This is a genomic window from Paenibacillus sp. Z3-2 (genome assembly GCF_054161325.1).
The window spans coordinates 3838181-3864220 of sequence record NZ_CP096397.1 but is presented as its reverse complement, the minus strand read 5'-3'; the positions used below and the strand labels follow the sequence as shown (position 1 = coordinate 3864220).

Annotated in this window: 24 protein-coding genes; 19 read left to right on the top strand and 5 right to left on the bottom strand. The window is 43.3% G+C overall.

Translation table 11 applies throughout. The features are described 5' to 3' along the window. Nucleotides 1-44: 44 nt before the first annotated feature. Complete coding sequence (locus M1D71_RS17310; RefSeq protein ID WP_458122976.1) at nt 45-458, top strand: hypothetical protein; 414 nt, start codon at nt 45-47, stop codon at nt 456-458. Nucleotides 459-736: 278 nt separating this feature from the next. Here the strand turns inward: M1D71_RS17310 and M1D71_RS17305 are convergent, their stop codons facing one another. Continuing rightward, nucleotides 737-2062, bottom strand: coding sequence for a hypothetical protein (locus M1D71_RS17305; protein WP_458122975.1), 1326 nt, complete (start codon nt 2060-2062; stop codon nt 737-739). 754 nt (nt 2063-2816) lie between these two features. Between M1D71_RS17305 and M1D71_RS17300 the strand changes: the two genes are divergently transcribed. The 5 genes from M1D71_RS17300 (at nt 2817) to M1D71_RS17280 (ending at nt 5487) form a co-directional block, all read left to right on the top strand. Continuing rightward, on the top strand, nt 2817-3791 hold the full coding sequence (locus tag M1D71_RS17300; RefSeq protein WP_458122974.1) for a phosphotransferase enzyme family protein: 975 nt from the start codon (nt 2817-2819) through the stop codon (nt 3789-3791). An 87-nt stretch (nt 3792-3878) separates the two neighbouring features. Further along, the gene (locus M1D71_RS17295) at nt 3879-4220 is read left to right on the top strand and encodes a hypothetical protein (RefSeq protein ID WP_458122973.1); all 342 of its coding nucleotides are present in this window, start codon (nt 3879-3881) and stop codon (nt 4218-4220) included. A 64-nt stretch (nt 4221-4284) separates the two neighbouring features. Continuing rightward, a complete protein-coding gene (fabZ, locus tag M1D71_RS17290) occupies nt 4285-4713 on the top strand; it encodes a 3-hydroxyacyl-ACP dehydratase FabZ (RefSeq protein WP_458122972.1) in 429 nt (142 codons plus the stop codon). Nucleotides 4714-5116: 403 nt separating this feature from the next. Further along, nucleotides 5117-5260 (top strand): hypothetical protein, encoded by a 144-nt coding sequence (locus tag M1D71_RS17285; RefSeq protein ID WP_458122971.1) that lies wholly within the window; start codon nt 5117-5119, stop codon nt 5258-5260. Nucleotides 5261-5346: 86 nt separating this feature from the next. Beyond that, on the top strand, nt 5347-5487 hold the full coding sequence (locus M1D71_RS17280) for a hypothetical protein (protein ID WP_458122970.1): 141 nt from the start codon (nt 5347-5349) through the stop codon (nt 5485-5487). A gap of 800 nt (nt 5488-6287) precedes the next feature. Here M1D71_RS17280 and M1D71_RS17275 read toward each other — a convergent pair. Next, a complete protein-coding gene (locus tag M1D71_RS17275; RefSeq protein WP_458122969.1) occupies nt 6288-7202 on the bottom strand; it encodes a hypothetical protein in 915 nt (304 codons plus the stop codon). Between the two features lie 134 nt (nt 7203-7336). Between M1D71_RS17275 and M1D71_RS17270 the strand changes: the two genes are divergently transcribed. The 7 genes from M1D71_RS17270 to M1D71_RS17240 all read left to right on the top strand — a co-directional run bounded on the left by M1D71_RS17270 (nt 7337) and on the right by M1D71_RS17240 (nt 15432). Next, complete coding sequence (locus M1D71_RS17270) at nt 7337-7459, top strand: hypothetical protein (protein WP_458122968.1); 123 nt, start codon at nt 7337-7339, stop codon at nt 7457-7459. A 280-nt stretch (nt 7460-7739) separates the two neighbouring features. Further along, on the top strand, nt 7740-8546 hold the full coding sequence (locus M1D71_RS17265) for a helix-turn-helix transcriptional regulator (RefSeq protein ID WP_458122967.1): 807 nt from the start codon (nt 7740-7742) through the stop codon (nt 8544-8546). Nucleotides 8547-8681: 135 nt separating this feature from the next. Continuing rightward, entirely contained in the window at nt 8682-9638 is a 957-nt protein-coding gene (locus M1D71_RS17260; protein ID WP_458122966.1) for an aldo/keto reductase, read from the top strand. Between the two features lie 137 nt (nt 9639-9775). Then, nucleotides 9776-10369 (top strand): cupin domain-containing protein, encoded by a 594-nt coding sequence (locus M1D71_RS17255; RefSeq protein ID WP_458122965.1) that lies wholly within the window; start codon nt 9776-9778, stop codon nt 10367-10369. A gap of 1002 nt (nt 10370-11371) precedes the next feature. Continuing rightward, nucleotides 11372-12961 (top strand): methyl-accepting chemotaxis protein, encoded by a 1590-nt coding sequence (locus tag M1D71_RS17250; protein WP_458122964.1) that lies wholly within the window; start codon nt 11372-11374, stop codon nt 12959-12961. Nucleotides 12962-12985: 24 nt separating this feature from the next. Further along, entirely contained in the window at nt 12986-13411 is a 426-nt protein-coding gene (locus M1D71_RS17245; protein ID WP_458122963.1) for a chemotaxis protein CheW, read from the top strand. Between the two features lie 14 nt (nt 13412-13425). After that, on the top strand, nt 13426-15432 hold the full coding sequence (locus M1D71_RS17240; RefSeq protein WP_458122962.1) for a chemotaxis protein CheW: 2007 nt from the start codon (nt 13426-13428) through the stop codon (nt 15430-15432). Nucleotides 15433-15524: 92 nt separating this feature from the next. Here the strand turns inward: M1D71_RS17240 and M1D71_RS17235 are convergent, their stop codons facing one another. Then, nucleotides 15525-16409, bottom strand: a complete 885-nt coding sequence (locus M1D71_RS17235) for a LysR family transcriptional regulator (protein ID WP_458122961.1) — start codon at nt 16407-16409, stop codon at nt 15525-15527. 112 nt (nt 16410-16521) lie between these two features. Between M1D71_RS17235 and zwf the strand changes: the two genes are divergently transcribed. The 4 genes from zwf to M1D71_RS17215 all read left to right on the top strand — a co-directional run bounded on the left by zwf (nt 16522) and on the right by M1D71_RS17215 (nt 21574). Next, entirely contained in the window at nt 16522-18045 is a 1524-nt protein-coding gene (gene zwf / locus M1D71_RS17230) for a glucose-6-phosphate dehydrogenase (RefSeq protein WP_458122960.1), read from the top strand. Between the two features lie 36 nt (nt 18046-18081). Continuing rightward, entirely contained in the window at nt 18082-18747 is a 666-nt protein-coding gene (fsa, locus tag M1D71_RS17225; protein WP_076210039.1) for a fructose-6-phosphate aldolase, read from the top strand. A 60-nt stretch (nt 18748-18807) separates the two neighbouring features. Next, nucleotides 18808-20226, top strand: coding sequence for an NADP-dependent phosphogluconate dehydrogenase (gndA, locus tag M1D71_RS17220; RefSeq protein WP_458122959.1), 1419 nt, complete (start codon nt 18808-18810; stop codon nt 20224-20226). Between the two features lie 244 nt (nt 20227-20470). Continuing rightward, nucleotides 20471-21574, top strand: a complete 1104-nt coding sequence (locus tag M1D71_RS17215; RefSeq protein WP_458122958.1) for a metallophosphoesterase — start codon at nt 20471-20473, stop codon at nt 21572-21574. Nucleotides 21575-21802: 228 nt separating this feature from the next. Here the strand turns inward: M1D71_RS17215 and M1D71_RS17210 are convergent, their stop codons facing one another. Further along, nucleotides 21803-22150: a hypothetical protein gene (locus M1D71_RS17210; protein WP_458122957.1), complete on the bottom strand. Its 348-nt coding sequence runs from the start codon at nt 22148-22150 to the stop codon at nt 21803-21805. A gap of 44 nt (nt 22151-22194) precedes the next feature. Further along, nucleotides 22195-22824: a hypothetical protein gene (locus M1D71_RS17205; RefSeq protein ID WP_458122956.1), complete on the bottom strand. Its 630-nt coding sequence runs from the start codon at nt 22822-22824 to the stop codon at nt 22195-22197. Between the two features lie 272 nt (nt 22825-23096). On the opposite strand from M1D71_RS17205, the gene licT reads away from it, so the two are divergent. Together licT and M1D71_RS17195 are read left to right on the top strand one after the other, a co-directional pair. Beyond that, the gene (gene licT, locus M1D71_RS17200; RefSeq protein WP_336764522.1) at nt 23097-23939 is read left to right on the top strand and encodes a BglG family transcription antiterminator LicT; all 843 of its coding nucleotides are present in this window, start codon (nt 23097-23099) and stop codon (nt 23937-23939) included. A 145-nt stretch (nt 23940-24084) separates the two neighbouring features. Then, nucleotides 24085-26004 carry a beta-glucoside-specific PTS transporter subunit IIABC gene (locus M1D71_RS17195; protein WP_458122955.1) on the top strand — a complete coding sequence of 640 codons (1920 nt, stop codon included), beginning with the start codon at nt 24085-24087 and terminating at the stop codon, nt 26002-26004. The last annotated feature ends 36 nt before the right edge of the window (nt 26005-26040 follow it).

The window sequence follows — 26040 nt, the reverse complement described above, 5'->3', positions numbered from 1 at the left end:
TAAGTTACTATAGGTACGTCTGAGTAGCAAAAAGGAGGAGGAACATGAGGAAAATAATGTGCATTCTACTGCTGCTACTCATGGGGATTGCGATCATTGCTTGCAGTGAACCTCAAGCTGAGAAGCTGACTACAATGACATTACAAGAACTCTATCCAGGGGATATTGCGAACGTGGTTTCTATTGAGATTACGGACGGTGGCTCAGGCGAGCGGAAATTGATCTCTAACCAAAAACTGATCCTAGAGTGGATCGATCAAATAAAAGATATAAAATTAGAGCCTGATTCGAACCAAGAAGACAGAAGTGGCTTCCTGTACTCGGTATCTTTGCGGGAAGATCACAAGAGTAAGTTGGGATTCACTCCGAATTCGCAGGGCGGGCATTATTACATCCACAACGAGGAATTGACAACAAAAATTCAAGAGTTGTTTGGAAACGAGGATTCCCATAAATGATTAATAGGGACCGCACTAAGGCGGCATTATACGCTACGGGAAACGATAGCTTAATAAAACCAAGAAAGCAGCTGACCAACGTGATCGGCTGCTTTTTGTTTAACTAACAGACAGACAGATAACGGACAAAATAGTTGAATTAAATGTATATTGAGAAAATTATAAATTATTCGAGTTAGGAGAAGCATGAATAAAAGGAAGTGGTGGCCCTACATCGGCACGCAAAATCTAGGCTTCCTGCAGCGAGGTGTTCGTAGGGTTGCCTAGTTTTGTTGTGGTTACAGGTTGTAATCGATGCCTTCGCCAGCGCCTGTGAGGGCATTTACGTATATGTGAGAAACGCCTTCGATCCCAGTGACGGGAAATGCATATACGAGCTTATCGTTGTGGAGCTCTAGCTTTGGCTTACCCGAAACGTTAACTTTTGGGCCAAGCTTCGCGGAGGCTTGCTCCGCTGTCAGCTTCGGGTGAATGGGGAAGGTTTTATTGTAATGGGTAAAATACTTAGACGCATCAAAGCTCTTTAACGCACCAGTACGGCGATCAAATTGCCAAACGACTTTCATCTGCGGAATGGAAACCTGCTCCCGGACCGGAATATACTTGAGATAAATGGAGGTTTCTTTTATCTCTTTCGCTACTAATGTCAGACGTTCGTCAGACCATCGCACCATCCAGGCGTCGGCAACCGCGATAACCTGCTTTAAGTCCACAGATTGCTCCACAGCTGCTTCTTCGGGGATCGAGCCCTTGCGTCTCACTTGGAGCACGTGTCCGCTTTTACTTAGTGTTGCAATATAGGAGCTGGTTGGTTTCCCATCGGTGTTCGATAAATTGAAATCCATGACTTCTCCGAACTCGGGGCCGATCCCGCCGGAGGACATGTGGACGATTTGCTTACCTACTCCTTTATTCCAAGCCTCGCCCATGAAAATTTTCGCTTTGGCCGCAAGCTCCGTAGCCGTATAAGTGGTTTCACCGGCGAAAACGGTTCCTGGCTTCAGAGGTATGTAAGGATTCTGGTTGTACAGGAACTCGTTAAAGGCTTTATTGCCGGACGTGAAGACCGAGTCGAGTTGAGACAAGGCCTCTTCCATTTCGGTCGAAATCTGTTGTATATCTGATAAAGAGGAATCAACAGCTTTCTTTCTCATCTGCTCGAGATAAGGTTGGGCGGTCCTCGCGAACGTTCTCAAACGCTGAATTTGTTCTAATTGATCCGGGTTGAGCGAAATTCCCTTCTCGCTGGCGGGATAGGCCAAGTAGCGGCTGCCTTCCGTGATGAACCACTCATACGAGGACCAAGATGGAAAGTTCATTGTAGCAGATGCGCTCCTTACATATTGCAAGATAACATTGGCACTTTCAATCGCAGATTGGAGGGCAACTTGTCGATCTGTAAACGTAGATGCCGCAAGGGACTCCGCAAGCGCATAGTCGAATTCGCGCAGGTAGATCGATTGCATATGCGACCAGTATTGCGTATTGCGCTGTTGTTGTTGCTCCCATTGTTGATTATTCTGATGCTCCGTATAACTGAAATACGTGCCCGCTAATGTTGTCACGCAAAGCAAGCCAATGATGGATTTGGTGCGAACATTCATGTCTATTAAAACTCCCGTCTTTGTCTTCATAATGCTTATCCACTTTAACAAAGATGAGAACACAGTTTAATGAGTAAATATTTCCAATGTAAATCGTTAGTCCGTTGACCAATTCTGCACGCATGAGGCTGATGAAAATACATTAGAGGTGGGAAATAAGATCATTAGAATATTAGATTATTCACGTTAATTTTCGTTAAATCTTTTACGACTACTTTTGTTAGGATATTGAACTACCCGAGTCTCTTCAGACAGGTGTGAACGAAGTGGCGTCCATCTTAATTAACGCGCCACTTTTAACGAGATAGACGTGTTCTCCTTGTTGTCAGGCAAATTGGTAGTCTATTGCATTGACAAGATAGGCTGGAAAAGTATAGAAACGATTATCGTAATAGGAAGGATAATCATGGTAAGGATGCAACTGATTTAAAGCATACGCAGTTCCCAGCTATATATGGGTTGTAATAGGTAATTGAGGCAAATGGACATAAGGGTAAATGCCTAATTATTTTTTGGAGAAATCAAGAAACCATTCTACGCTAACGGGAAACGATAGTTGAATAAGGAATTACTTAAGTCGACAACATATTGATTAATTGTTGGTCATTTTCTGTTGTATCCGGACGATACTGTGAACGCGCCTCTTTTTAAACTGATGGACAGTAGAGTTTGTTTATAATCAATCTTGGTCTTTATAACATAAATGTTCCTGATATAATCATTTTATAAAATGGAAACAACTGGGGTGGGTAGTATGTTTTGTGAAGAGGATTATACGAAGGTAGCGAAAGAAGCGTTAATTCAATACCCGATAAATTGTGGGAAAGTTGTATACCTCGGGGAAAGTGATAATGTTACATTCCGAGTTCATACAAAAGACGATAATCCGAAGTTTCTTATCAAAATCCATATCTCGAAGAGTTCCAATTACTCAAAGGAAAATATCGAATCAGAACTCATTTGGCTTGAAGCCTTGGATGAAGATACAGGTCTTGTTGTACCTAATCCTTTAAGAAATCTTGAAGGCGATCTGGTCACAGTTATATCAACTGATCATTATGATAATAAATTCCTTGTGACTGTTCACCAGTGGGTTAATGGTAAGGTGCTTAACAGAGAACCAACAAGTAATGAAACTGCAAATTTGGCTCTTTTAATGGCGGCTTTACATAAACATTCTATGAAGTGGAATGCACCTGACGACTTTAATAGACCAATATACAATTCCGATCATTTATATTCTTCACTTAATCAATTAAAACAGTTGGTAAGTTTAGAACTTATGTCAAGTGAAGCATTTGCTTATGTGGAGGAGTCAGCACATAAAATAGCAAAAATGATACAAAGCCATAAAGGAGAACAGAGTAACTGGGGAATCATTCATTCCGACCTTCACGAGAGTAATTATGTGTTTTATGAAGATATTCCTCGACCAATAGATTTTTCGAATTGTGGTTATGGCTTTTATTTATTTGATATGGCTGAAACATTTTTGCATCTTTCAGTTGAAAATAGGAAAATATTCGTTAAATCATATAGTAAAGTAAATCAACTACAAGAAAATTATATAGAGTTATTAGAAGCTTTCTTTATATGGTCAATAATAAGGACTTTCGCATTTCATTCTTTAAATCCAAACGAACAACAATCTTTGGCAGCTAATCTTTCATCAGTTATTCAACATTATTTTATAAAATATTCTAAAGGAGAAAGTTTCTTGTTCAACTAACAGGTGGTTTACCTGTATAGTGACAAAGCATTGAAATTAGCAACCTATTCAAGAAAGTGTTCGTCTAATTACACGGAGATGATCTTAATGACGAAAATGAATAGCTCCATTATAATGTTAGTTTTAGTAGTGTGTATGATTTTTGCAGGCTGTACAAAGGAAAATAATACTGAAATAATATATACTTTCAAAAATAATAGCAAAAAAATAGTGAATGTTATTGGCGGAGCAGGGTATAGGTTGATAAAAAACAACAAAGTAGTAGACGAAGGTGGTGTACCAACAAAAGACTATATTGATTTGGAGCCTAATCAGGATTATACAGATATAAAGACATTTTCGAAACTGGAGCCAGGCTCATACACATGTGGAATGGAACAAAACTATTGTATCTGCTGCTTTTGTTCAACTAACGGGCAGGTTAGTTGAATAATGGCTGATTTCTCCAAATGACGTTAGAATGGTTATAAGCCAATATTAGAGGAGGAAATCCATGCTTGATATTAATCAAATTAAAGAGCTTATTCCCCATAGATATCCCTTTCTTTTGGTCGATAGAATCTTAGAAATTGTTGAGGGAATGAAAGCCGTTGGAATCAAAAATGTGACTTTCAATGAACCTTATTTCCTTGGTCACTTTCCCGATTATCCTGTCATGCCTAGAGTCTTGATTGTAGAAGCACTGGCACAGGTGGGTGGTATCGCAATGTCCAACGTAGAGAGCAATAACCATAAGATTGGGTTACTGACTGGTATTGATAATTGTCGGTTCAAAAAGCAAGTAAAACCAGGGGATCAACTCCATCTTGAATTCGAAGTGAACCGAACCAAGGGACAGATTGTCAAAGGAACAGGCATCGCAATGGTAAACAATGAATTGGTTTGTGAAGCAGAAATAATGTTTGCATTTAGTTCTATTTAGGCATTCAACTAACGGCAAACCTTAGCTTAATACATAATAAAGCAGCTGACACAGTGTGATCGGCTGCTTTATTCAACTAACCGCCTGAATATTAAGGAAGGTAAAAGAATACATAATTCAGCATCCCAAAATAATTTGATTACGTAATTTTAGCAATCGAGGAGTTATGTAAGTGCCATAAAACTAAAAGGAGTAACTTTTACTATGAAGGATTTACATAATTTTGTAAAACTTTTCCTCAAGCTTTGGCCTGTGGGTTTTTTTTGTTTTCACCTTCTGCTATAAAATTTCACAATTTCATGTAAAGTAAAAAGAATATTCTTGTTAAAATGTAAAACACAAGTCGAATTCCCTGAATACCAAAGTAAGTTTGTGTTGTTCAAACCAAATGAGGAGGACACTTGTGACCTACATTGTTCATATACGAGTCAACGACTCGGCAATTCAGACGGTGGTCGAGCATTTGCGTGAGGTAAGCAGAGCCAGTGACGAGCCGGGGCAAAATGGACGTGGAACATCTGGCAGCGCTGGCAGGAGTATTACATGATATGCCAAGTTCACCGATGAATTCAAAAACTATATCCAGCTTGCCGTCGTCCAAATGGTGGGCCTGACCAGAAGGTACCAAGTCGGATGACAGCAGAATGGCTGGCGAATTGCATCATCTCACACCATCAGGGACTGCGGGATTATGTATCACCGGACCGGGAATCTCCTTATCTGAAACTTGTCCAGAATAATGATCTGCCTCATTATGAGCAAGCCAAGCAATAATTCCATCAGCATGTAACAACGGAAGAACTTGACCACTTATTAGCTCAAGCCGTCGAAGAATGAAAGAATTTTATCGTAAAGCCGCTGATCACGGCTTCACTCATGACGAAATACATATTTAGTTGTATGATCGATGCAGACCGAAGTAACACCCGAGAGTTTGAAGAGAACGAGCCTCCGGCTGAGGCGCCGGATTACAAGCCTTTTTTCAAAAAAAGTTACGATGCCCTTATGAACGACCTTCATCAGATAAGCTCGAATAATCCGATTGAGGCGTTGCGTCAGGAGAGATTTCCGATCTATGCGAACAGTTTGCATTTCGTGAGTCGGACATTTACTCCTTGTCTATTCCCACAGGTGGAGGCAAGACGCTTGCGAGTATGCGCTGGAACACAGAAAGCAACGCATTATTTACGTTGTACCGTTCACCACCATAATCGAACAGAATGCTGCGGAGATCCGCCGTAGTTTGCCGGGGGACAATGATGAGGAAGGAATGATTCTGGAACACATTCCAATGTGGTGATAACCAGGATGATGAAAGACAAGACGATGAAGATGGCGAACGTTATGATATGAAACGTAAACAATTGAAGCTGGCGCGGGATCATTGGGATCGCCCGATTATTTCACAACGATGGTACAGTTTTTGAATACGTTTTATGGTCATTCTCTTGAAGGTGTTTTGATTTGTCTCACGTTACGGGGTCAGTCCATAGGACCCTCTATGCGTAAACAGTTGTTTTTTGGAAGAAATATTGCCGTCCTAGCGACTGAACGAGCGAATCTTAACATGTAACCTAGAAATCCCTCAAACGATCAAATACCTCATATAATGCCTCGTGATTAACCTTAACCGAGTCATCTTGACGCAGTTCCAAATTCTCCTGTAACTGATTCAGTAACTCCGTTAGAACAACATAAATCTCTTCACGCTCAACAGTTTCAATAAAGCTGGTCTTGGCATCCATCTTGTTGAAGGTCTGGGTGTAGTTCTCAACCATGGAGACGAGCTGTTTGTGCATAGCTTCCTGATTGTTAAACTCTTGACTTAATTGACGGATTTCCTTCAAGCACTGCTTGTACAATTGAGCTGCTTTTTTCGCGTGTGCTGCCTTAACGTGGTCCCTCCCATCCCAATCCCGAAACGGATTGTTCAGGTTCTCCGCAAGACATTCCGATTTGCGTGGTTTGGTGATTTCCATATCAAGTCCGGCTGCAGCGTATTTTTTATATCTGGTTTTGATCGATTTGGCTGCATCGGCAGGCAGACTGGTTAGCCACAAGGTAGTCAATTTCGGAAGTTGCTCTGGATCAGGGAATTGTTCACCATTGAAGCCGAACAGGTCATATGTAGTGAAGGTTTGCAAATTTGCTAAATGCTGAATCGATTCTATATGGGATACATTGCCGGGTTTACCCCACAATCGCAACTCTGAAAGCTCAGGATAGAACTGCACAAGTGGCCCCAGGTTGAGTTCCGTGATTTCTCTGATATACAGACCTGCAAGTCGCGAGACTCCGATAACTTGTGGTAGGCTGGATGGAACATGGAGAGTTTTGCATTTACCCTCTTCATGAGCCACGATACGAAGATCAGGAGACAGCTCTCCTGTGAAATTCAGACTTTTCAACTTCGTGTTCAAAATTAACCGCTCCAACCCGCTGACATCCACAATAAGTTTGGTCAGGTGACTCTTACTGATATCCAGCATCGTTTGACCATGATTTATGATATGAAGTTCATTGATGAACGGATTCTCCTCTATAAATGAAAAGATCGATTCGTTTCCTCGGTGTAGAGAGGAGGGAGGTTGCCTGCAAGCTCATACTTTGGAGGAACATTAGCATGTACGAAACGATGGACAACTCGATCATTCCAGAAATAGAAATTACAGATCAGTGGCTTCATCTGATGAAGCTGCATTTCATTAGGCAGTTGATCACCAGTCCAATCCAATTGAAGGACTGAGACAAGCGTATCGGAAGATTTTACCTTCTGTTTGTTTCAGTCCAGTTACCTGGCAGGCGGCATATTGTTGTAATTTTTCGACGTATACGCAGTACACATCTCCTACCTTGGGGATCATGTTATGCTCCTTTCGTTCTGCACCAATCGATGCTAAGCTACTTGTAAACCTAGTATTCTGCAGAACTAATAATAGATGAATTATATCAAAGCTATTCAGAGACTTCCATTTGGGGATAGAGTTTGTCTTGCTTGAGCAATTTTATAAAAAGGAACGATGTCTATGGACACAGGTATGAGTCGTAACAAAAAACTCGGTGATTTTTTAAAATCGCGGAGAAGCCGCATTCAACCGGAACATGTCGGGTTGTCGGGATCTTATGGACAGCGAAGAACGCCGGGTCTAAGACGGGAAGAAGTGGCCGTATTGGCTGGTGTGAGTGCAACGTACTACACGTGGCTCGAACAGGGTAGGGAGTTGGCGGCTTCGCGGGAAGTGATGGAGAGCATAGCGGACGCGCTTCAGTTAACGCTGGAAGAGAAGAGCCATCTGTTTGACTTATGGGACCCGAATACGGAACATGAATTCCTTGCTTCGTATTCTCAACTGGAGCCAGGGTGGCAGAGCATTATTGGACAGTTGACTCATCCCTCCTTTATTACGAATGAACGTTCTGAGGTACTTGCCTGGAATGAAGCTGCAACGAAGAATCTTTTCAACTTTTCCTCGATGAAGGTGAATGAGCGTCTTATGATTCGGATTTTATTTCTGGATACAACGCTCAGGGAGCGTATGCACAACTGGGAGGAATTCGCGCGGCACTCGGTAGCTGTTTTCCGTACGTACTATGACAAGTATCCGAATGACGCCGAATTTACCAGGATAGTGAAACAGTTGAGTGAAGAAAGTGTAGATTTCCAAACGATCTGGAACCTGCACCAAGTCGAAATGAAACAAGTCAATCGAGTGTTGCTTGAAACGACGGATCGGGCAGCTGGTGTTGCGCATGCGTACGATATCTTTTCCATGAATAATCTGAACAGCCAATCAGGCATTCATTGTTGTATTTACGTTCCTGTTGCCGTATAAAAGGTCGATCACCCTGGTAATTTCTTTACTAGCATAAACAGAGTGTGGTTGGAATCTCGAGAGTGAAATAGAATGAACTCAAGTTCAAACGTTTCTATATAACGTTGCTATTTCAATAAGAAAAGAGGGAGCCACATGCTCAAAACAAGAACGCTGGGAAATGATAAATTACAAATCTCCGGGCTCGGCCTGGGTGTGATGATGATGCCGGATAATGATGAATCGGTACATACTATTCAGGGTGCGTTGGATGCAGGAGTCACCATGTTTGATACGGCGGATCTGTACGGAGAGTATGAAAAACAGCGATTTGGAGGGAATGAAAAGCTGCTTGGACGCGCGCTTAAAGGTCGAAGATCCGAGGCGATCGTTGCTACCAAATTTGGTGTAACACACACGCAGGGTCCCAAGGGAGATCCGGCCTATATCAAAAAGTCAGTAGATGCGAGTCTTTACAACCTGGGGATGGATTATATCGATCTGTATTATCAACATCGTCCTGATCCCAATACACCCATTGAAGAGACAGTAGACACGCTTGCCGATCTAGTTCAACAGGGGAAAATTCGATATATTGGTTTGTCCGAAGCGCCAGTAGAGATCATCCGGCGTGCACATGCTGTTCACCCGATTACAGCGTTGCAGACGGAATATTCATTGTGGAGTCGTGAGCTTGAGGATGAGATTATGCCTGTCCTGCATGAATTGAACATTGGCTTGGTTCCATATAGCCCATTGGGACGTGGCTTCCTGACAGGTCAGATCCGATCTATGGACGATTTGGCGGAAGATGATTATCGTCGTCACTATCCTCGTTTTCAAGGTGAGAATTTCCAGAAAAATCTGGAGGTTGTCGGACTGATTCAACAAATGGCTAAGCAAAAAGAATGTACGGTCTCTCAACTTGCTCTGGCTTGGTTGCTTGGAAAGGGAGAACATATCGTTCCGATCCCGGGGACTCGCAACTTGGAAAGAGTTCACGAGAACTTGGGAGCGCTACAGGTTTCCCTAACGGATGATGAGATGAACCAGATTGATCGCATATCACCCCAAGGTATTGCAGCCGGCGGGAGATCCCCCGGCCAAGTCTAGTTCCTTAAGATTTGATGCAAGAAACCTGCAGTTTCGGATCAAAAATAGTGTATAACATGCGTCAACGGTATTATCTTTCCATTCTCCGGCATACAGTACAACAATGAGATGTATGCCCAAGGAGGAGAAATAGTCGTATGATTAATCCGATTCTGCAATCCCCGGACGTTCAGCTGGCGGCTGATTCTAATGCTGATGTTAATTACCGGAGGGACCCGCGCAATTATGTTACCCAGCTATTCGAAGCGCAACTGCCAACGATTGAAAATGGTTTCTTCAATGTTTATCTTAGCAAAGGCATTATTGTACAGCCTCATTGGCACACGAATGTTACGGAAATGGTCATCGTCATCAGTGGTGAGGTTACAACATCAGTGTTTAATCCATTCACGCGTGAGCGATTGACTTATCGTTTGAAACCGGGGCAGGTTTCGGTGTTTCCCAAAGGCTGGTTTCACTGGTTTGTGGCTGAAACCGATGATGTACACGTATTAACTATTTTTGATCAACCGACCCCTGATATTGTATTTGGAGCTGATTTTCTAGCCGCAACACCACCGGAAGTGGCACATCGGGCCTATTGTCTGGATGAAGAGGCTTATGCTAGAGCCGTTGCGTCTATTAAAAACGATGCTATTTTGGGACCGCCTATAGGGTGTGATACTGCTGTTTCCGACCTGTCTACCCAACCATCCAATGCACCCAAAGCAACTAAAGAATCTAGGGATTAGGAGCAATTCCTCTCTAATAAAATAGAAGCATTCAAGCCTGCAGCTGGAACTCATCCAGTTGCAGGCTTATTCTATACGTTAACACTATACATATCTCTGTTAATATAGCTGTCCAATATGTAATTGAATATTCCATCTGGTGGGATTATGAGATTGGGCATCTGTTTGAAATGGAGCATGTATGGATATATGTGGGCCATGACGGTGAAGTTGTGGACTGTAGAGCTAGCTTTCATGGCAAAGTGCTGCGGGGATTGCTTAAGGATCGAGTCAATGTGGTTGGGCGTCATGTATGTTTATATTCCCAGCCAATTACCTGCAGACCAAGGCTTTCGTGCCTGCCACGGAGTTTGATGAATATCTGTTGAAACCAGAGATGTTCATGACTTGGGAACAGCTGTTTAGCATAATTCCACAGCGAATTGAGAGCCGATTATTGAACTCGGGCAATTGTATGGTTATTGATTCTAGTCATATTAATTCACAGTTTTGATATGCATATAAATCAAATTCACTTGCCTGAGTTTGATTTTTTGTGGCGGATGATATGAAATGCAGTTTCGGTAGTTAGACCTAAGTCTCAGATTGGATTGGTTTGAAGCGGACTAAAAGAGTTGAGTAATTGAAAATGCATCTTTGTTAGACCGAAGAACTAGATGATAGTTCGTCATCATTTGCATAAAAAGCGAAGCAATATATACAAGCGTATTATGCTAGAAACTGATGTATAGAAAACAATCATGTAATACATATTTCGCATAAATGAAGCGGTTAACTTTACTTAGATAGGTAATTAGTATGTATTGTAACAAATAAATAGAACCTTAATATCTAAAAAAAAATACGTATTGATGAAAATTATCAAAAAAGAAAATCAACTATTCAATTTTAATATAATTTTGTCGAAATAAAGCGTAAGGTGTCTGGAGCGCGATATAGAGAATGGTTTACCAAGCGCTATATATATATGACTGGACACTACGATGCCTAGGAGGAGTTTACATGAAGTGGTTTGGAAATTTAAAAACAGCAACAAAGATTATCTCAGCATTTTTAATTGTGTCGATGATCCTTGCGGCCCTTGGAATCTACTCAGTAGTAACATTAAGAAGTACGAATGAACTGATGCAAGAACTGTACGATAATAATTTGATCTCTATTAAAGAATTATCTACCGCTCAAACGGAATACCAGAGGATGCGGGTTAACATACGTGATCTTAATTTTGTAACCGTAGCAGCAGAAAAGACAAAGATTACAGATAATATTACCGTTATTCGTGAATCCTTGGATCAACGGATTGCTGTATACCGTCCACTGGCTACCACCCCGGAAGAAATGGAGTTACTTCGTAAATTGGATACACAATATGGTACGTATATAAAACTGTATGATCAGGGGATTAAGCTGGCGTTAGCGGATGGTACCACTGCTTTTCAGGTATTCCTGAAAGACACACTAAAACAGCCGGGCGATGAGGTTATGAAGACACTGACGGATCTGGCGAGCTTCAATGAAAATTTGGCCCAGCAGACAAACATCAAGTCTAAAACGGCTTACTCGAATGCTCTTATAGTCACGGTTGTCATGGTTATTGCATCCGTACTTTTCAGTATTTTGATGGGTTATTTTATCTCACGTTCCATCTCAAAACCGCTCATGGCTATGCTAGGACTGGCAACGGAGGTGGCGAATGGGAATCTGACCCTCAAGTCAGACGTGTCCAGCAAAGATGAAGTAGGCCAATTAGCGGCTGCATTGAATTATATGGTCGACAATCTGAAAGAGTTAATCAACAATATCGTGATAAACTCTCAAAGTGTTGCCGCTGCTTCGGAACAAATCTCTGCCAGCACACAGGAAATTGCAAGTACCAGCACAAGTCAATCCAGTGAGGCAGGAAACATCTCCGAATTGTTCAAGGAGCTTTCACTTGCCATTAACTCCGTGGCTGCAAGTGCAGAAGAAGCTGCAGAACTGTCTAATGATACCGTGAAGACCGCTCGCGAAGGTGGACTAGTTGTACAGACTTCATTGGAAGGCATGCAAGCCGTGAATACGAAAATGACCAAACTCGAAGATGATTCTCGTAAAATTGGTGACATCATTGAAGTGATTGACGATATCGCTGAGCAGACCAACCTGCTCGCGCTCAATGCGGCAATTGAAGCGGCACGTGCAGGAGAACAAGGGCGAGGATTCGCCGTGGTGGCAGACGAAGTTCGCAAGCTTGCAGAACGTAGCGGTGAGGCAACCAAAGAAATTACAGTCATTATCAAAGCGATGCAAGAGAATACGAGACAAAGTGTGCAGGCAGTAGCTGCTAGTGTGGAGCAGTCTTCGATGACTGGACAGGCTTTTGATCAGATCATAGATATGGTCAATAACTCCTCACAGAAAGTAAACGAAATTGCAGCTGCATGTGAAGAAGAAGCAGCACAAGCCGCAGAGGTAATGAGTTCTGTTGAATCCATCTCGGCGTCCAGTGAGGAATCCGCTGCTGCGTCGGAAGAGACAGCAGCGACATGCCAGTCTTTGGCACATCTGGCGGAAGAGCTGGCGAATTCTGCAGCTACCTTCAAAACCCAATAATCCAACCGAATTGAGGGTGAATCGATGTCTTCACTTCAGAAGGAACAATATATAGAACTGTCTGTAGGTGCAGAAACTTGCGCCATTCGAATCGAAGAAATTCATGAAATTATTAAAATGCTCAGCATCACAGATATCCCATTCAGCCGTCCAGAGATTAAAGGGGTAGTCAATCTGCGAGGCAAGGTTGTGTGTGTGATGAGCCTTCGAAATTTGCTGGGTATGCCGGATGAACCGGATACCCGAGCGACCCGGATTATTGTGGTTCGACATCAGGATGAATATATTGGCTTGATCGTTGATCGAGTGAATAAAGTAACCACATATTCGGAAATACATCCGCCAACTGGAGGTTACGGTCGTAACCATGAAGGGGTGTTCCATGGTGTAGGTCAACATGGAGATGAGCTTGTAGGCATTTTGAAGCTGGAAGAAATATTGGGCGGTTAGGGAGGAATACACGAATGATGGATTTGTCTGCCTACCGTGACATCTTTATCGAGGAACTGAATGATCAACTGGAACGTATGGATCAGTCTTTGCTGGCACTGGAGCATTCGTCTTCTGTAGAGCTGGTTCAGACGCTGTTTCGAGCAGCTCATACCATCAAGGGCTCGGCATCCACAATGGATTTCCGTGAATTAAGTGACCTTACTCATGAAGTGGAGTATGCCCTAGAATGGGTTCGGGAGAAAAAACCTGAGATGACTTCGCAGCTCATTGATATATTGTTCCGCTCTCTGGACGCTATGAAGGTGCTTCGTGATCAATATATCCGTGGAGAAGCCTATGCAGACTTTCGAGAGGTTGTACGAGAAATAAAGGCATTAATTCAGATGCCCGCTGCCATCGGAAAAATAAAAACACCGCAATTGCAAGCAGCAGAATCGATTGTGGCACAGGTAGCTGTCGTATCAGGCAAGCAGCTATTGTCGATTCGGATTGCACTGGAGCAACAATGCATGATGAAGGCAGCCAGATATCATATTTTGCGCCAACGAATTGAGGAGATGTGTGGTACGGTTGTTGCTACTTCTATCATGGAGAGCCAACCGGGCGCAGAGAATGAAGATGATCATTATGGTCACTTTATCATTATCGCAGCTACTTCGAAGGACCAGCAGCAACTCAAGGCAGAATTGTCTGCAGACTCGGATATTCATATGTTGGAAATTGCTCCATACATACTGGAAACCAATGAGGTTACAGCGACTTCTGCGCCATTGGAGTTAACCTCTGAGACAGAGCAACTGAAACCAAGCGTAAGTACACCTGGTTCGGATGAAAAAATAAAAGCTGCACAACCTACGGTTCGTGTGAGTGTTGAACGTCTGGACCATTTGATGAACCTGGTTGGAGAATTGCTGATTGATCAGACATCCCTTGCAGATCTCAGTGGGTCGGCTGCACGTAAGGAGCCTTCCTCTTTCATACAGAGTATTGGCGGGGTATCCGATCATATGGGCAGAGTGATCAAGGAGCTTCAAGAAGGTGTAATGAAGACACGTATGTTACCCATTGATCAGCTATTCAGCCGCTTCCCGAGATTGGTTCGTGACCTCTCGCAGAAACTGGGTAAAGATCTGGAACTGGTTATTCAAGGTGGAGAGACTGAACTTGACCGGATGATCATTGAAGAATTGAGTGACCCGCTAATCCATCTCATCCGCAACAGTGCAGATCATGGCATTGAAAGTGTAGAAGTTCGAGCGGAACACAGCAAGCCGTCTAAAGGACGTATTACCTTAACTTCGTTTCATGAAGAAAATCATGTCGTCATCCGTTATTCGGATGATGGCAAAGGCATCGATGGGGAGAAGATAAAGGCTTCTGCCTTGGGCAAAGGTATCATTAGTGAGGAACAGGCTGCGCGTTTAACAACACAAGAAGCTGTACATCTCATATTTGAGCCTGGTTTCTCCACAGCTTCTTCTATAAGTGAAGTATCGGGGCGCGGCGTTGGAATGGACATCGTGCGTAGTCAGATCGGGCGGCTCAACGGTATCATTGAGATTGATACAGAGGTTGGCGTGGGCACCACATTTACGATTCGTCTGCCGCTTACATTGGCGATTATTAAAGGTCTCTTAGTTAAAGTGTCGGGCCGAGTTCTGATCTTGCCGATGTACAATGTTGCTGAGATTGTTCGTATCTTTCCCAAAGATATTCAGATGATTCAAGGGCAACAAGCGATTCTGAATCATGGACGAATTGTACCTTTTCACCGACTGTGTGACAAACTCAACTATCCGAGAACAGATCGCATATCCAAAACCTTTCCACTGGTGATCGTGCGTTCCGTCGACAAAATTGCAGCATACGCAGTAGATGAGATCATCGGGAATCAGGAAGTTGTGATTAAGACGCTCGGTACGTATCTGGGTGCGATGAACCATCTGTCTGGTGCAACGATCCTGGGCAGCGGAAGAGTTGCCCTTATATTGGATGCTTCCTACCTGGTTCGCCATTAGTTGTTAGCTATAGATATTATGCAGGCCGAAGAGCCTCGTCATCCATAACTGGATGGCGAGGCTCTTCGTTGTACCTGTTTCATTGTGCCGACTCACTTTTTGAAAATAAGATCCATAAAACGGTTCGCCGCCAGAGAAATCGGCATATTACGTTTAGTCATAATTCCCACATGGGAAGGCGGGAGTGGGACATCAAGCTGAATTTCGAAGAGAGACCCTTCCTCCAACTCTTTGGATATAAATTCACGTGTTACATACGATATGCCCAATCCACGACGGGCAAATTCAATGAGCAGATCAACGCTACCCACCTCAATTTCAGGCTTCAACGTGTAATTATAGCTGTTAAACAACTCGGTTATAGCCATTCGGACCCGGCTGTTCCGGGAGAAAAGGATCAGCTGATGCTCAAGAAGCATCTCAAGTGTCATCACTTTACCCTTCAACTGAGCATAACGTTCCCCCGCTACAAAGCAGTCTTTCAACTGAATGCTTTCCCTGACTTCGAGCTGTGGATCAACAATGGGCATTCGAACAACACCAAGGTCGATCTTGCCTTCCTTCAGAAAAGTAATAACTTCTGGTGTAGTTCCATGGCTCAAGTGCAGCTTGATGTTAGGGTACAAGGTGTGGAATTCCTCAAGGTACGCGAGCATGTAATGCTTGAACAGGGAGTCACTGCCACCGATCCTCAATTCACCATTGTCGAGACTCTTCAGTGCGGCCATCTTTTCTTCCGCAAGCGAGATCAAAATCTGGGATTGTTCAATATAGGAGTACAGACTGACACCTTCCTGTGTCAACGCTACACCCTTGGAATTTCGATAAAACAAAGTGAGACCAAAGCTCTCTTCCAACTGCTTGATGGCATGACTGACGCTCGGTTGAGTGATATACAGTGCTTTGGCAGCTTGTGTCAAACTGCCTGTTTTGGCGGCCCAATAAAATACTTTATATAGTTCGTAATTTGTTGTCATAGATATGGTCTATAGCTCCTGTGAAATATATTAATTACTTGTATAGCTATAAAACGTATTATAGTGTAACTACAACAAAGAAACCAGAGTTACTTGGAAGGAGAACGGTGAGATGGAACCAACTACCATTGTTTTATTTGGTGCTACTGGCGATTTAGCCAAAAGAAAAATATATCCTGCCTTATATAACTTATATCTTGAGCAGAAGCTTCCGGAATCCTTCTCATTGATTGGTCTGGGGCGTAGAGATTGGTCTGATGAATTCTTTCAGGCACAAGTGGAAAAATCATTAAATGAATTTTCCAGACGCCAAGCTGATCCTGAAGTTGTGAAGTCATTCGTGAAAGCTTTTCGCTACAGTGTATTGAATATAAGCCATAAGGAAGATTATATAAAGCTGTTAGGATTAGTTGAACAAAGAGAAGCTGAGCTTGGCATTCCGTCCAATCGCTTGTTTTATCTCTCGGTTGGTCCAGAATTCTTTGAACCCATTGCCGAAAACATTCAAGAAAGCGGACTGGGCTCCACGGAGGGCTGGAAACGTCTCGTCATCGAGAAGCCATTTGGTCACGATCTGCAGTCTGCCAGAGACCTGAATCGCAAATTAAGCGAATCGTTTACCGAGGAAGAAATTTATCGGATTGACCATTACTTGGGCAAACCGATGGTACAGCGTCTGGAGACGTTGCATCAGAGTAACCCGATCATGAAGGCGTTATGGAACAATCGTTACATCTCCAATGTGCAAATTACGGCTAACGAGACTGTGGGTGTTGAAGAACGTGCATCCTATTATGATCATGTAGGCGCTGTGCGAGACATGTTCCAGAATCATATGTTGCAATTGCTCATGATGATGGCGATTCAGCTTCCATACAACAGTACTTCCGAAAAAGTTGGGTTGAAGAAAAAGCACATCATGGAATCGATCCAACCATTACAGAAGCAAACTGTAGGTGCAAGCATCATCCGCGGACAGTATGCTGAAGGCAACATTCAGGGCAAACAAGTAAATGCATATGCTGCTGAACCGGGTGTAGCAGAGAATACGATGAATGACACGTTCATTGCTGCCAAATTGCAAATCGATGATTTCTTCTGGCGCGGTGTTCCGTTTTACATTCGCACGGGTAAAAGAATGAAGGAGAAATCAACACGTATCGTGATTGAATTCAAAGAACCTTCAGGACAGACGAATGTGCTGAAGAACAAGGGTTCCAAGCCGAACCTGCTCGTTATCGAGATGAGTCCTGATCAGAGCATGACATTGCAGCTCAATGCAAGTGATCCTGAGAATAAAGGTGAATTCAAACCGGTTCATATTGATCTTTCTCCGGATAAAGGCGAACTCGCAGAAGCTTACGAGAACCTGATTCGTGATGCTTTGCTCGGAGATCCAACATTCTTTGCCCACTGGGATGAAGTAGAATTGTCCTGGGCTTGGGTGCAACCGATTCTGGATGCATTCCAGGAAAATCTGTTACCACTTCACTTGTATCCTGCGGGTAGCTATGGACCTGCTGAATCGGATGCTATGCTTGAAGCAGAGGGTCACCACTGGTGGTTCGATGAGCCAGCGGATCAGCAGTCTGTAGTTGCAAGTAGTACACCCTTGGCGGTTAATGCGAATCTCTAAACCATAATAAAAAAAATATCTGGAGGTAATTTAATCATGAAATTTTTTATCGATACTGCTAACGTGGAAGATATCCAAAAAGCTTACAAAATCGGCGTATTGTCTGGCGTAACTACGAACCCTTCTTTGGTAGCCAAAGAAGGCGTGAAATTCGAAGATCGTATCGAAGAAATCTTGCGTTTGGTACCTGAAGTGGAGTCCGTTTCTGCGGAAGTGACACCAGATGCCCTTACTGCTGAAGAGATGATTGCACAAGCAGACGAATTGATCAAAATTAACAACAGTGACAAAAACATTACGATCAAACTGCCAATGACACTTGCTGGACTTGAAGCTTGCCGTTACTTGACCAAAAAAGGTGTGAAAACCAACGTAACGTTGATCTTCACGGTGAACCAAGCGCTTCTGGCTGCTCGTGCTGGTGCAACATATGTATCCCCATTCCTGGGACGTCTCGATGATATCTCCGAGGATGGCGTACAATTGGTTGCCAAAGTGGCTGAATTGTTCCGTACACATAACCTGGATGCTCAGATCATTGCGGCTTCCGTGAGACATCCGGATCACGTTACACGTGTGGCGATGGCTGGAGCACATATTGCTACTGTTCCATTCTCCGTCATCGAACAGATCTCCAAACACCCGTTGACAGATCAAGGTATGGACAAATTTGCAGCGGACTGGAAAAAAACTGTACAATAATCTATAACCATTCATTCGTTTCAACTTACTATATAAATAATGGAGTATTGGGAGGACATAATGAGTAAACAACAGATTGGTGTTATTGGATTGGCAGTAATGGGTAAAAACCTGGCTTTGAATATTGAAAGCAAGGGTTTCTCGGTATCGGTATTTAACCGCTCCCCGGAGAAAACGAACGATCTTCTGAAAGAAGCAGAAGATAAGAACCTGACAGGTGCGTTCACAATTGAAGAATTCGTGGAGTCCTTGGAATCCCCGCGCAAAATTCTGATCATGGTGCAAGCAGGTAAAGCGACAGATGCTACGATCGAGCAACTGCTTCCTCATCTGGATCAAGGCGACATTATTATCGACGGAGGTAATGCTTACTTCCCTGACACACAACGTCGCAGTAAAGATCTGGAAGAAAAAGGTTTCCGCTTTATCGGCGCAGGTGTATCCGGTGGTGAAGAAGGCGCACTGAAAGGCCCGGCAATTATGCCAGGAGGTCAGGAAAGTGCATATCAACTCGTAGAACCGATCCTTACAGCAATCTCGGCCAAAGTTGGCGATGATGCTTGCAGCACGTACATCGGACCTGACGGTGCTGGACACTATGTAAAAATGGTGCATAATGGTATCGAATATGGAGACATGCAGTTGATTGGTGAAGCTTACCACTTGCTCAAATCCGTATTGAACGTTTCTGTAGAAGAGCTGCATGAGATCTTTACGGAATGGAATCAAGGAGAGCTGGACAGTTACCTGATCGAAATCACAGCAGATATCTTCTCCAAATACGATCCAGAAACCGGTAAACCAATGGTTGACGTGATTTTGGACGCTGCAGGACAAAAAGGAACAGGTAAATGGACAAGCCAAAGTGCACTGGACCTCGGCGTACCATTGTCCATGATTACGGAATCCGTATTCTCCCGTTTCCTGTCTGCGATGAAGGACGAGCGTGTAGCAGCTAGTAAAATCCTGAATGGACCAGCGACTGAAGCATTCTCTGGTGACAAAAAAGCGTTCATCGAGAACGTGCGTAAAGCGCTGTTTGCAAGTAAAATCGTATCCTACGCACAAGGATTTGCACAAATGCGTGCAGCTTCCGATGAGTACGGCTGGGATCTGAAATACGGCAATATTGCCATGATCTTCCGTGGTGGTTGCATCATCCGTTCGCAGTTCTTGCAAAACATCAAAGAAGCATATGACCAAGATGCAGAACTCAAAAACCTGCTGCTTGATCCTTACTTCCAAAACATCGTTGAATCTTATCAAGGCGCATGGCGTGAAGTTATAGCAGCTGCTGTAAAACAAGGTATTCCGGTACCTGGCTTCTCCAGCGCTCTTTCTTACTACGACAGCTACCGTACGGAGCGTTTGCCAGCAAACTTGCTGCAAGCACAACGTGACTACTTCGGTGCTCACACATTCAAACGTGTGGACAAAGAAGGTTCATTCCACTTCCAGTGGATGGACACAAACGAGTAATTTTAATTCCGAAAATATAGCATTCTTGCAGTCATTCATGAATTTAACTTCATGGTACCTGCAAGGGTGCTTTTTCTCGTTAATGGTTCGAATTTGAATATCATTAAATTGTAATAAAATGTACGAATCTGGGTTTGGCAAACAGATGATCTGACTCTTCAACTACGTTATACTTGTTCAGACGGACCTGTGTCCGTGATGAAAATTCAAAATACAACTTATTGACGTGGAGGTTAGACCGGGCATGTTCGTATTAGCAGGTATATTGTTTTTGGTAGTGTACGGTTTATTAGTGTTCTACATAGGCTGGAGCGGTTGGAGTTGGATGAAACCTGTCGTGTCCGCCAGATTTCGGTGGTTGTATATTATAGCGCTTGTATTCCTTGCTACTTCCTTCATTTTGGCACGAGTATTTGGAAGCATTTCGTTCCTCGGTATCATCGGTTCCTACTGGCTGGCAATCTTCTCGTTATTATTGCTGATTCTGCCCGTCATTCACCTGACGATGTGGCTGCTGAGATTAACCCGTATTCCAAGACATCACACACAGAAGTGGGCAGGTGTCGTTACGCTGGTGTTGTTAGTGTCCACATTAGGTTATGGCATTTTCAACGCCTACAGCCCAGTAGTGAGAACATATAATATTCAGATGGATAAAAAAGTAGAAGGTGTAGACAAGCTCAACATTGTCATGGCTGCTGATATGCACTTCGGACTTCTATCTGGCCCTGCACATGCCAAACGCATGGTCGAGGAGATCAATGCACTGAAGCCTGATCTGGTGCTATATCCTGGAGATATTATTGATGACAATCTGGATATGTATCTGAATAGCGGAATTGCTGACATTATCAGTGACATTCAGGCTCCCTACGGCGTCTATGCTTCGCTCGGGAATCACGACAAGTTCGATGGTCCGATTGAAGATCTGATTGCTGCGCTGGAGAAGAGCAACATGCAAGTTCTGTACGATGACAAGATCGTTTTGGATGACAAGATCACCCTGATTGGACGGAAAGACCGGACAGAGAAGGATCGGGCAGAAGTAGCTGCATTAATGCATGATACGGACTTGAGTCAACCTGTACTTATGATGGATCACCAGCCGTATGACCTGGATATTGCGGAGCAGAACAATGTAGATCTGGTCGTATCAGGTCACACCCACCGTGGGCAGATTGCACCGGCTCAGTTCATCACACAGGCGATCTACGAGAATGATTGGGGTTATCTGCAAAAGGGTTCCATGCACTCCATCGTAACCTCAGGATTTGGCTTCTGGGGACCTCCAATTCGTACGAGTAGCCGTTCGGAGATTGTACAGATTAATGTGACGTTCCAACAATGATGGAAGGCCCTTCGAGAGTAGGGCTGCCTTATAAGCACGTCAAGCGTAGATTGATGATACCGGCTCCGCTTTTATGATGACAAGATCAAATCGACTGTGGTCATAAAGCGGAGTATTTCTTATGCAAAATTCAGATGAATGCTGATTGATTAAGGAGTTTATATTAACATAAGGCGGCTCGATCTCCCGGAAATCGGAGTTCAAGCCGCCTGTTTTTTTATTATGTAGTTAGTTTCTTTCCCATTTTAAAGGAATAGCTTCAAACGAATAAAATGCGCCTTTTGTATTGATTTTACCGATTAGCGTTGTGGCTCCTTTTTTTGTGAAGGTGTATTCGTTTCCTTGGATACGAACGGAATAACCTTTTAGCTCAATACCAAAAATAGATTTGACTGTAGGTGCAGCGATGGATAGTGCTTTGTTTTTGCTGAGCTTGGGCTTGGCAAAAGACTTTTTGAAATCAGCATCATTTTTCCAGTTGATACCTAGTTCGTTGGTGACTTTCCATACCTTTCCGGTCTTGCTGCCGATATGTACGTAATTTAGATTGTTGTCATCCCGATACTGCCATAACATATCTTTTCCTTCTACAGTAAATAAGGTGTAATCAAAAGCTTTTACTAGGGGATTCCAAGTTTTTTGAGTGAATTTCGTGCTATGTTTGTCATCCAGGCATACGCATCATCGATTTTATATTGCAGGATTGCCGACATTTGATTACCTTTGTCAACATCGATATAAAGTTGTTGACTTGGTCCGAAGATGACCCAGTAGTTTTGGAGTAAATGTCCATGGTCCTGATCATTGGCTTTGAAACGCCAGAAAGCACTTTTAATGAAGATATCTTCATCTTCAAATGTTTTTAAGAAGGCATCGAGCTTCAGGCGCAACGCATTATCCATGACTTTATTCAGATCAGCGGTCTCATACATGACAAGAGTGGACGCGACATGATTCGTATCAGGATCGTATCTTTGTGTGAAATCTGCGAATCCAGTTCCATCTATAGTTCCGTTAATGACCCACGGATCAAATGATGTGTCTATTTTGATGAATTGAATGTTTTGTTTCCCCACGAGTTTAACTAGTTCATCACTCAAAAGTTTTTGTGTCTTCCGATCCAGCTGGTCAGCGGACTCGTAATTCTCTATCAACGAGAGTTCATTGGATTTTGCGGCCAAGGTGGGCGGCGCTGATAACAATAGCGAGATGGTAGCAATGACGGCGGTAAACGAAGTGATTTTTTTCAAAGTGGATCCTCCTGATTAGTTTGGGTCATATTATTAAATATCAAAGATTATATTTCATTTCAACTTAACATAAAAGGTAAATATTTCATATGAACAAAAAAAGTGGAATAGTGCGGTAGTATTTTTGGGTTGACACCGTTTTCAGGTTATGATAAATTAGATCCGAGGCTTGTTACCGGTAACGCGGGCAAAACCACGATGGAAATGATTTTATTATTTCTGTTTTGGTTTTGCCCTTTTTTATTCCTCAAAAAAAACCAGGTGGGTCCATAATGATTATTAAACAGATATTTAATAACAATATTGTCAGTACCGTGGATGACAAAAATCAGGAACTGCTGATCCTCGGCCGGGGTATCGGATTCAAGTTCAAAGCAGGCGATGAGATTGATGAAGAGCGAATTGAGAAAGTATTCCGTCTTCAGGATGCATCGATCTATGAGAAATTCAAATCCATCGTAGCTGAAGTGCCGATTGAGATTTTGCAGGCAACAGATGATATTGTGACACTGGCACGAACGCAATTGAATAAAACCATCAGTGACGGGATCTATGTCTCGCTGTCTGATCACATTCACTTTGCTGTTCAACGCTTGGAAAAAGGAATGATTACTCGCAATCCACTCTCCTGGGAAGTTCAGCATTTCTATAAGGCGGAGTATGATGTGGCCAGAGAAGCACTGACCTTGTTGAAAGAAAGACTGGATATTGAGTTTCCCAAAGATGAAATCTGTAATATTGCACTACATTTCATCAATGCGGAAGTGAATGATTCCATGAACGATGTCACCCATCTAATGCAGCTGTTGCAGGAGATCATGAATATCATCAAATATCACTTCAACATCGAATTGGACGAAGATAGCGTCAACTATTTCCGCTTCATCACCCATTTGAAATATTTCTGTCAGCGTGTCATTACACATTCTTCACATGATGATGCCGAGGAGTATTTGTACGAGGTAGTTCGGAAAAACTATCCGGAGACTTTCAAATGTATTGGCAAGATCGAGACTTTTATCCATAAAAACTATCAGTATGACATGACCCATTCTGAACAGTTATATCTAACGCTCCATCTGGAACGTTTGATGAAAACCAAGCGGGACATGTAATGTTTACGCGATAGATTAAACCACAATTTGATATCCTATGGGCTTGTTACTGTTTAATCAGGCAATACCCGAATGAGATGGCGCCATCAATATGCGCTATATTCGTTCGGGTATTTTTTATTGGAAAAATGAGGAGGAAAACATCATGAAACATCAGGAAACGGCGCAGGAAATCATTAAAGCCGTTGGGGGAACAAAAAATATCAATTCAGTGTATCACTGCGTCACACGTTTGCGCTTTGATCTAAAGGACAACGAGAAAGTTGACAATGGCTCACTCAAGAAATTGGATAAGGTCATGGGAACAAATATTTCCGGCGATCAATTCCAAGTCATTATCGGTAATGATGTGGCAAAAGTGTTCGATGCCATGGTGAAGGAAAATCCGGCAATCCAGCAAACTACAGAAAATAAAGAGCCAAAGTCGGATAAAAAACAAAATGTCGTGCTGAAAATTTTTGAAACAATCGCAGGTGTCTTTGCACCGATGCTTCCAGCGATTACTGCGGCAGGTATGCTCAAAGGATTACTTGCACTATTCGTGTCCGTAGGTTGGATGTCTGCCGGAACGGATACGTATCGTATTCTTTCAGCCATTGGTGACGGCGTATTCCACTACCTGCCTTTACTGATTGCAGTCAGCGCTGCTCGCAAATTCGGCAGTAACCCGTTTGTTGCGATTGCACTAGGTACTGCGCTGATGTATCCAGACATGACAGCATTGCTATCTAGCGGTGAATCGGTTGGATTTTTGGGAATCCCGGTTACGGCTGTAAGTTATGCTTCATCGGTTATTCCGATTTTACTTGCTGTATGGTTGATGTCCTATGTTGAGGAATGGGTTGACCGCGTTATCCCTGCTGCACTTAAGCTATTGCTTGTGCCACTGATTACCTTGCTTGTTATGGTTCCGGTGACGCTGATTGCAATCGGTCCATTGGGTACATTTGTAGGTAGCGGCTTGTCTGGCGGCATCAACTGGCTGCTGAATGAAGGCGGATTGATTGCAGGTATTGTTCTTGGCGGTGCGATGGCACTCATTATTATGACAGGAATGCACTATGCACTTGTGCCGATCATCCTGAGTAATATCGCCACATTGGGCTTCGATAAATTCTTGCCATTAACGTATATCTCCAATATGGGTCAGGCCGGAGCGACTTTGGGTGTATTCTTCCGTGCGAAAGACAAAAAGCTTAAAACAGTTGCATTGTCCACGAGCTTTACAGCTCTGATGGGTGTAACCGAGCCAGCAATGTACGGTGTAAACATGAAATATAAAAAACCGTTTGCCGCTGCGATGATTGGTAGTGCAGTAGGTGGCGGATTCGCTCTTGCTTTTGGTGCCAAAGCGTATGTGCTTGCGGGTAATGGGGGTCTTCCAGGTCTGCCAGCCCTGATCGGACAAACCTTCTGGTATTCCTTAGGCGGTATGATCCTTGCCTTTGTAGTTGGGGCAATTATGTCTACTGTGTTCGGGATTAAGGAAGAAGAAGGCGACGCCGAGGCGTTGGCTCAATTCTCACCAGGTGCTTCTGCTGCACCAGCAAAAGCACCTTCCAGCGATGTTGCAACCGTGAACGTGGATGACATGGGCGCTCCAACACCGACGAGTGATGCAGTAGCTGTTGCACCGATGACAGGTACATCGATTCCGCTTAAAGAAGTCAATGATCCAACATTCGGTGATGAATTGATGGGTAAAGGTGTCGCATTTGTTCCAACGGTGGGTGAATTGGTTTCTCCAGTGACAGGTACCATCATGAATGTGTTCAAAACGAAACATGCGATCGTTGTCCGCAGTGATAACGGAATGGAATTGCTGATTCATGTTGGAATTAACACGGTGAAGCTGCGTGGACAGTACTTCGATGCACATGTTGCTACAGGGGCACGTGTACAGGCCGGAGACAAGTTACTCACATTTGAACTGGCCGAGATTGCAAAAGAATACGACATTACAACCGCCATGGTTGTTACTAATACGGCTGATTACAAGGCAGTTTTGCCTGTGAAATTGGGTGAAATCACGATAGGTCAAGAAGTATTGAAAGCTGAAATCTAAACTGTGTCTTCGGAATAAAGACAAAATCAACAAAAG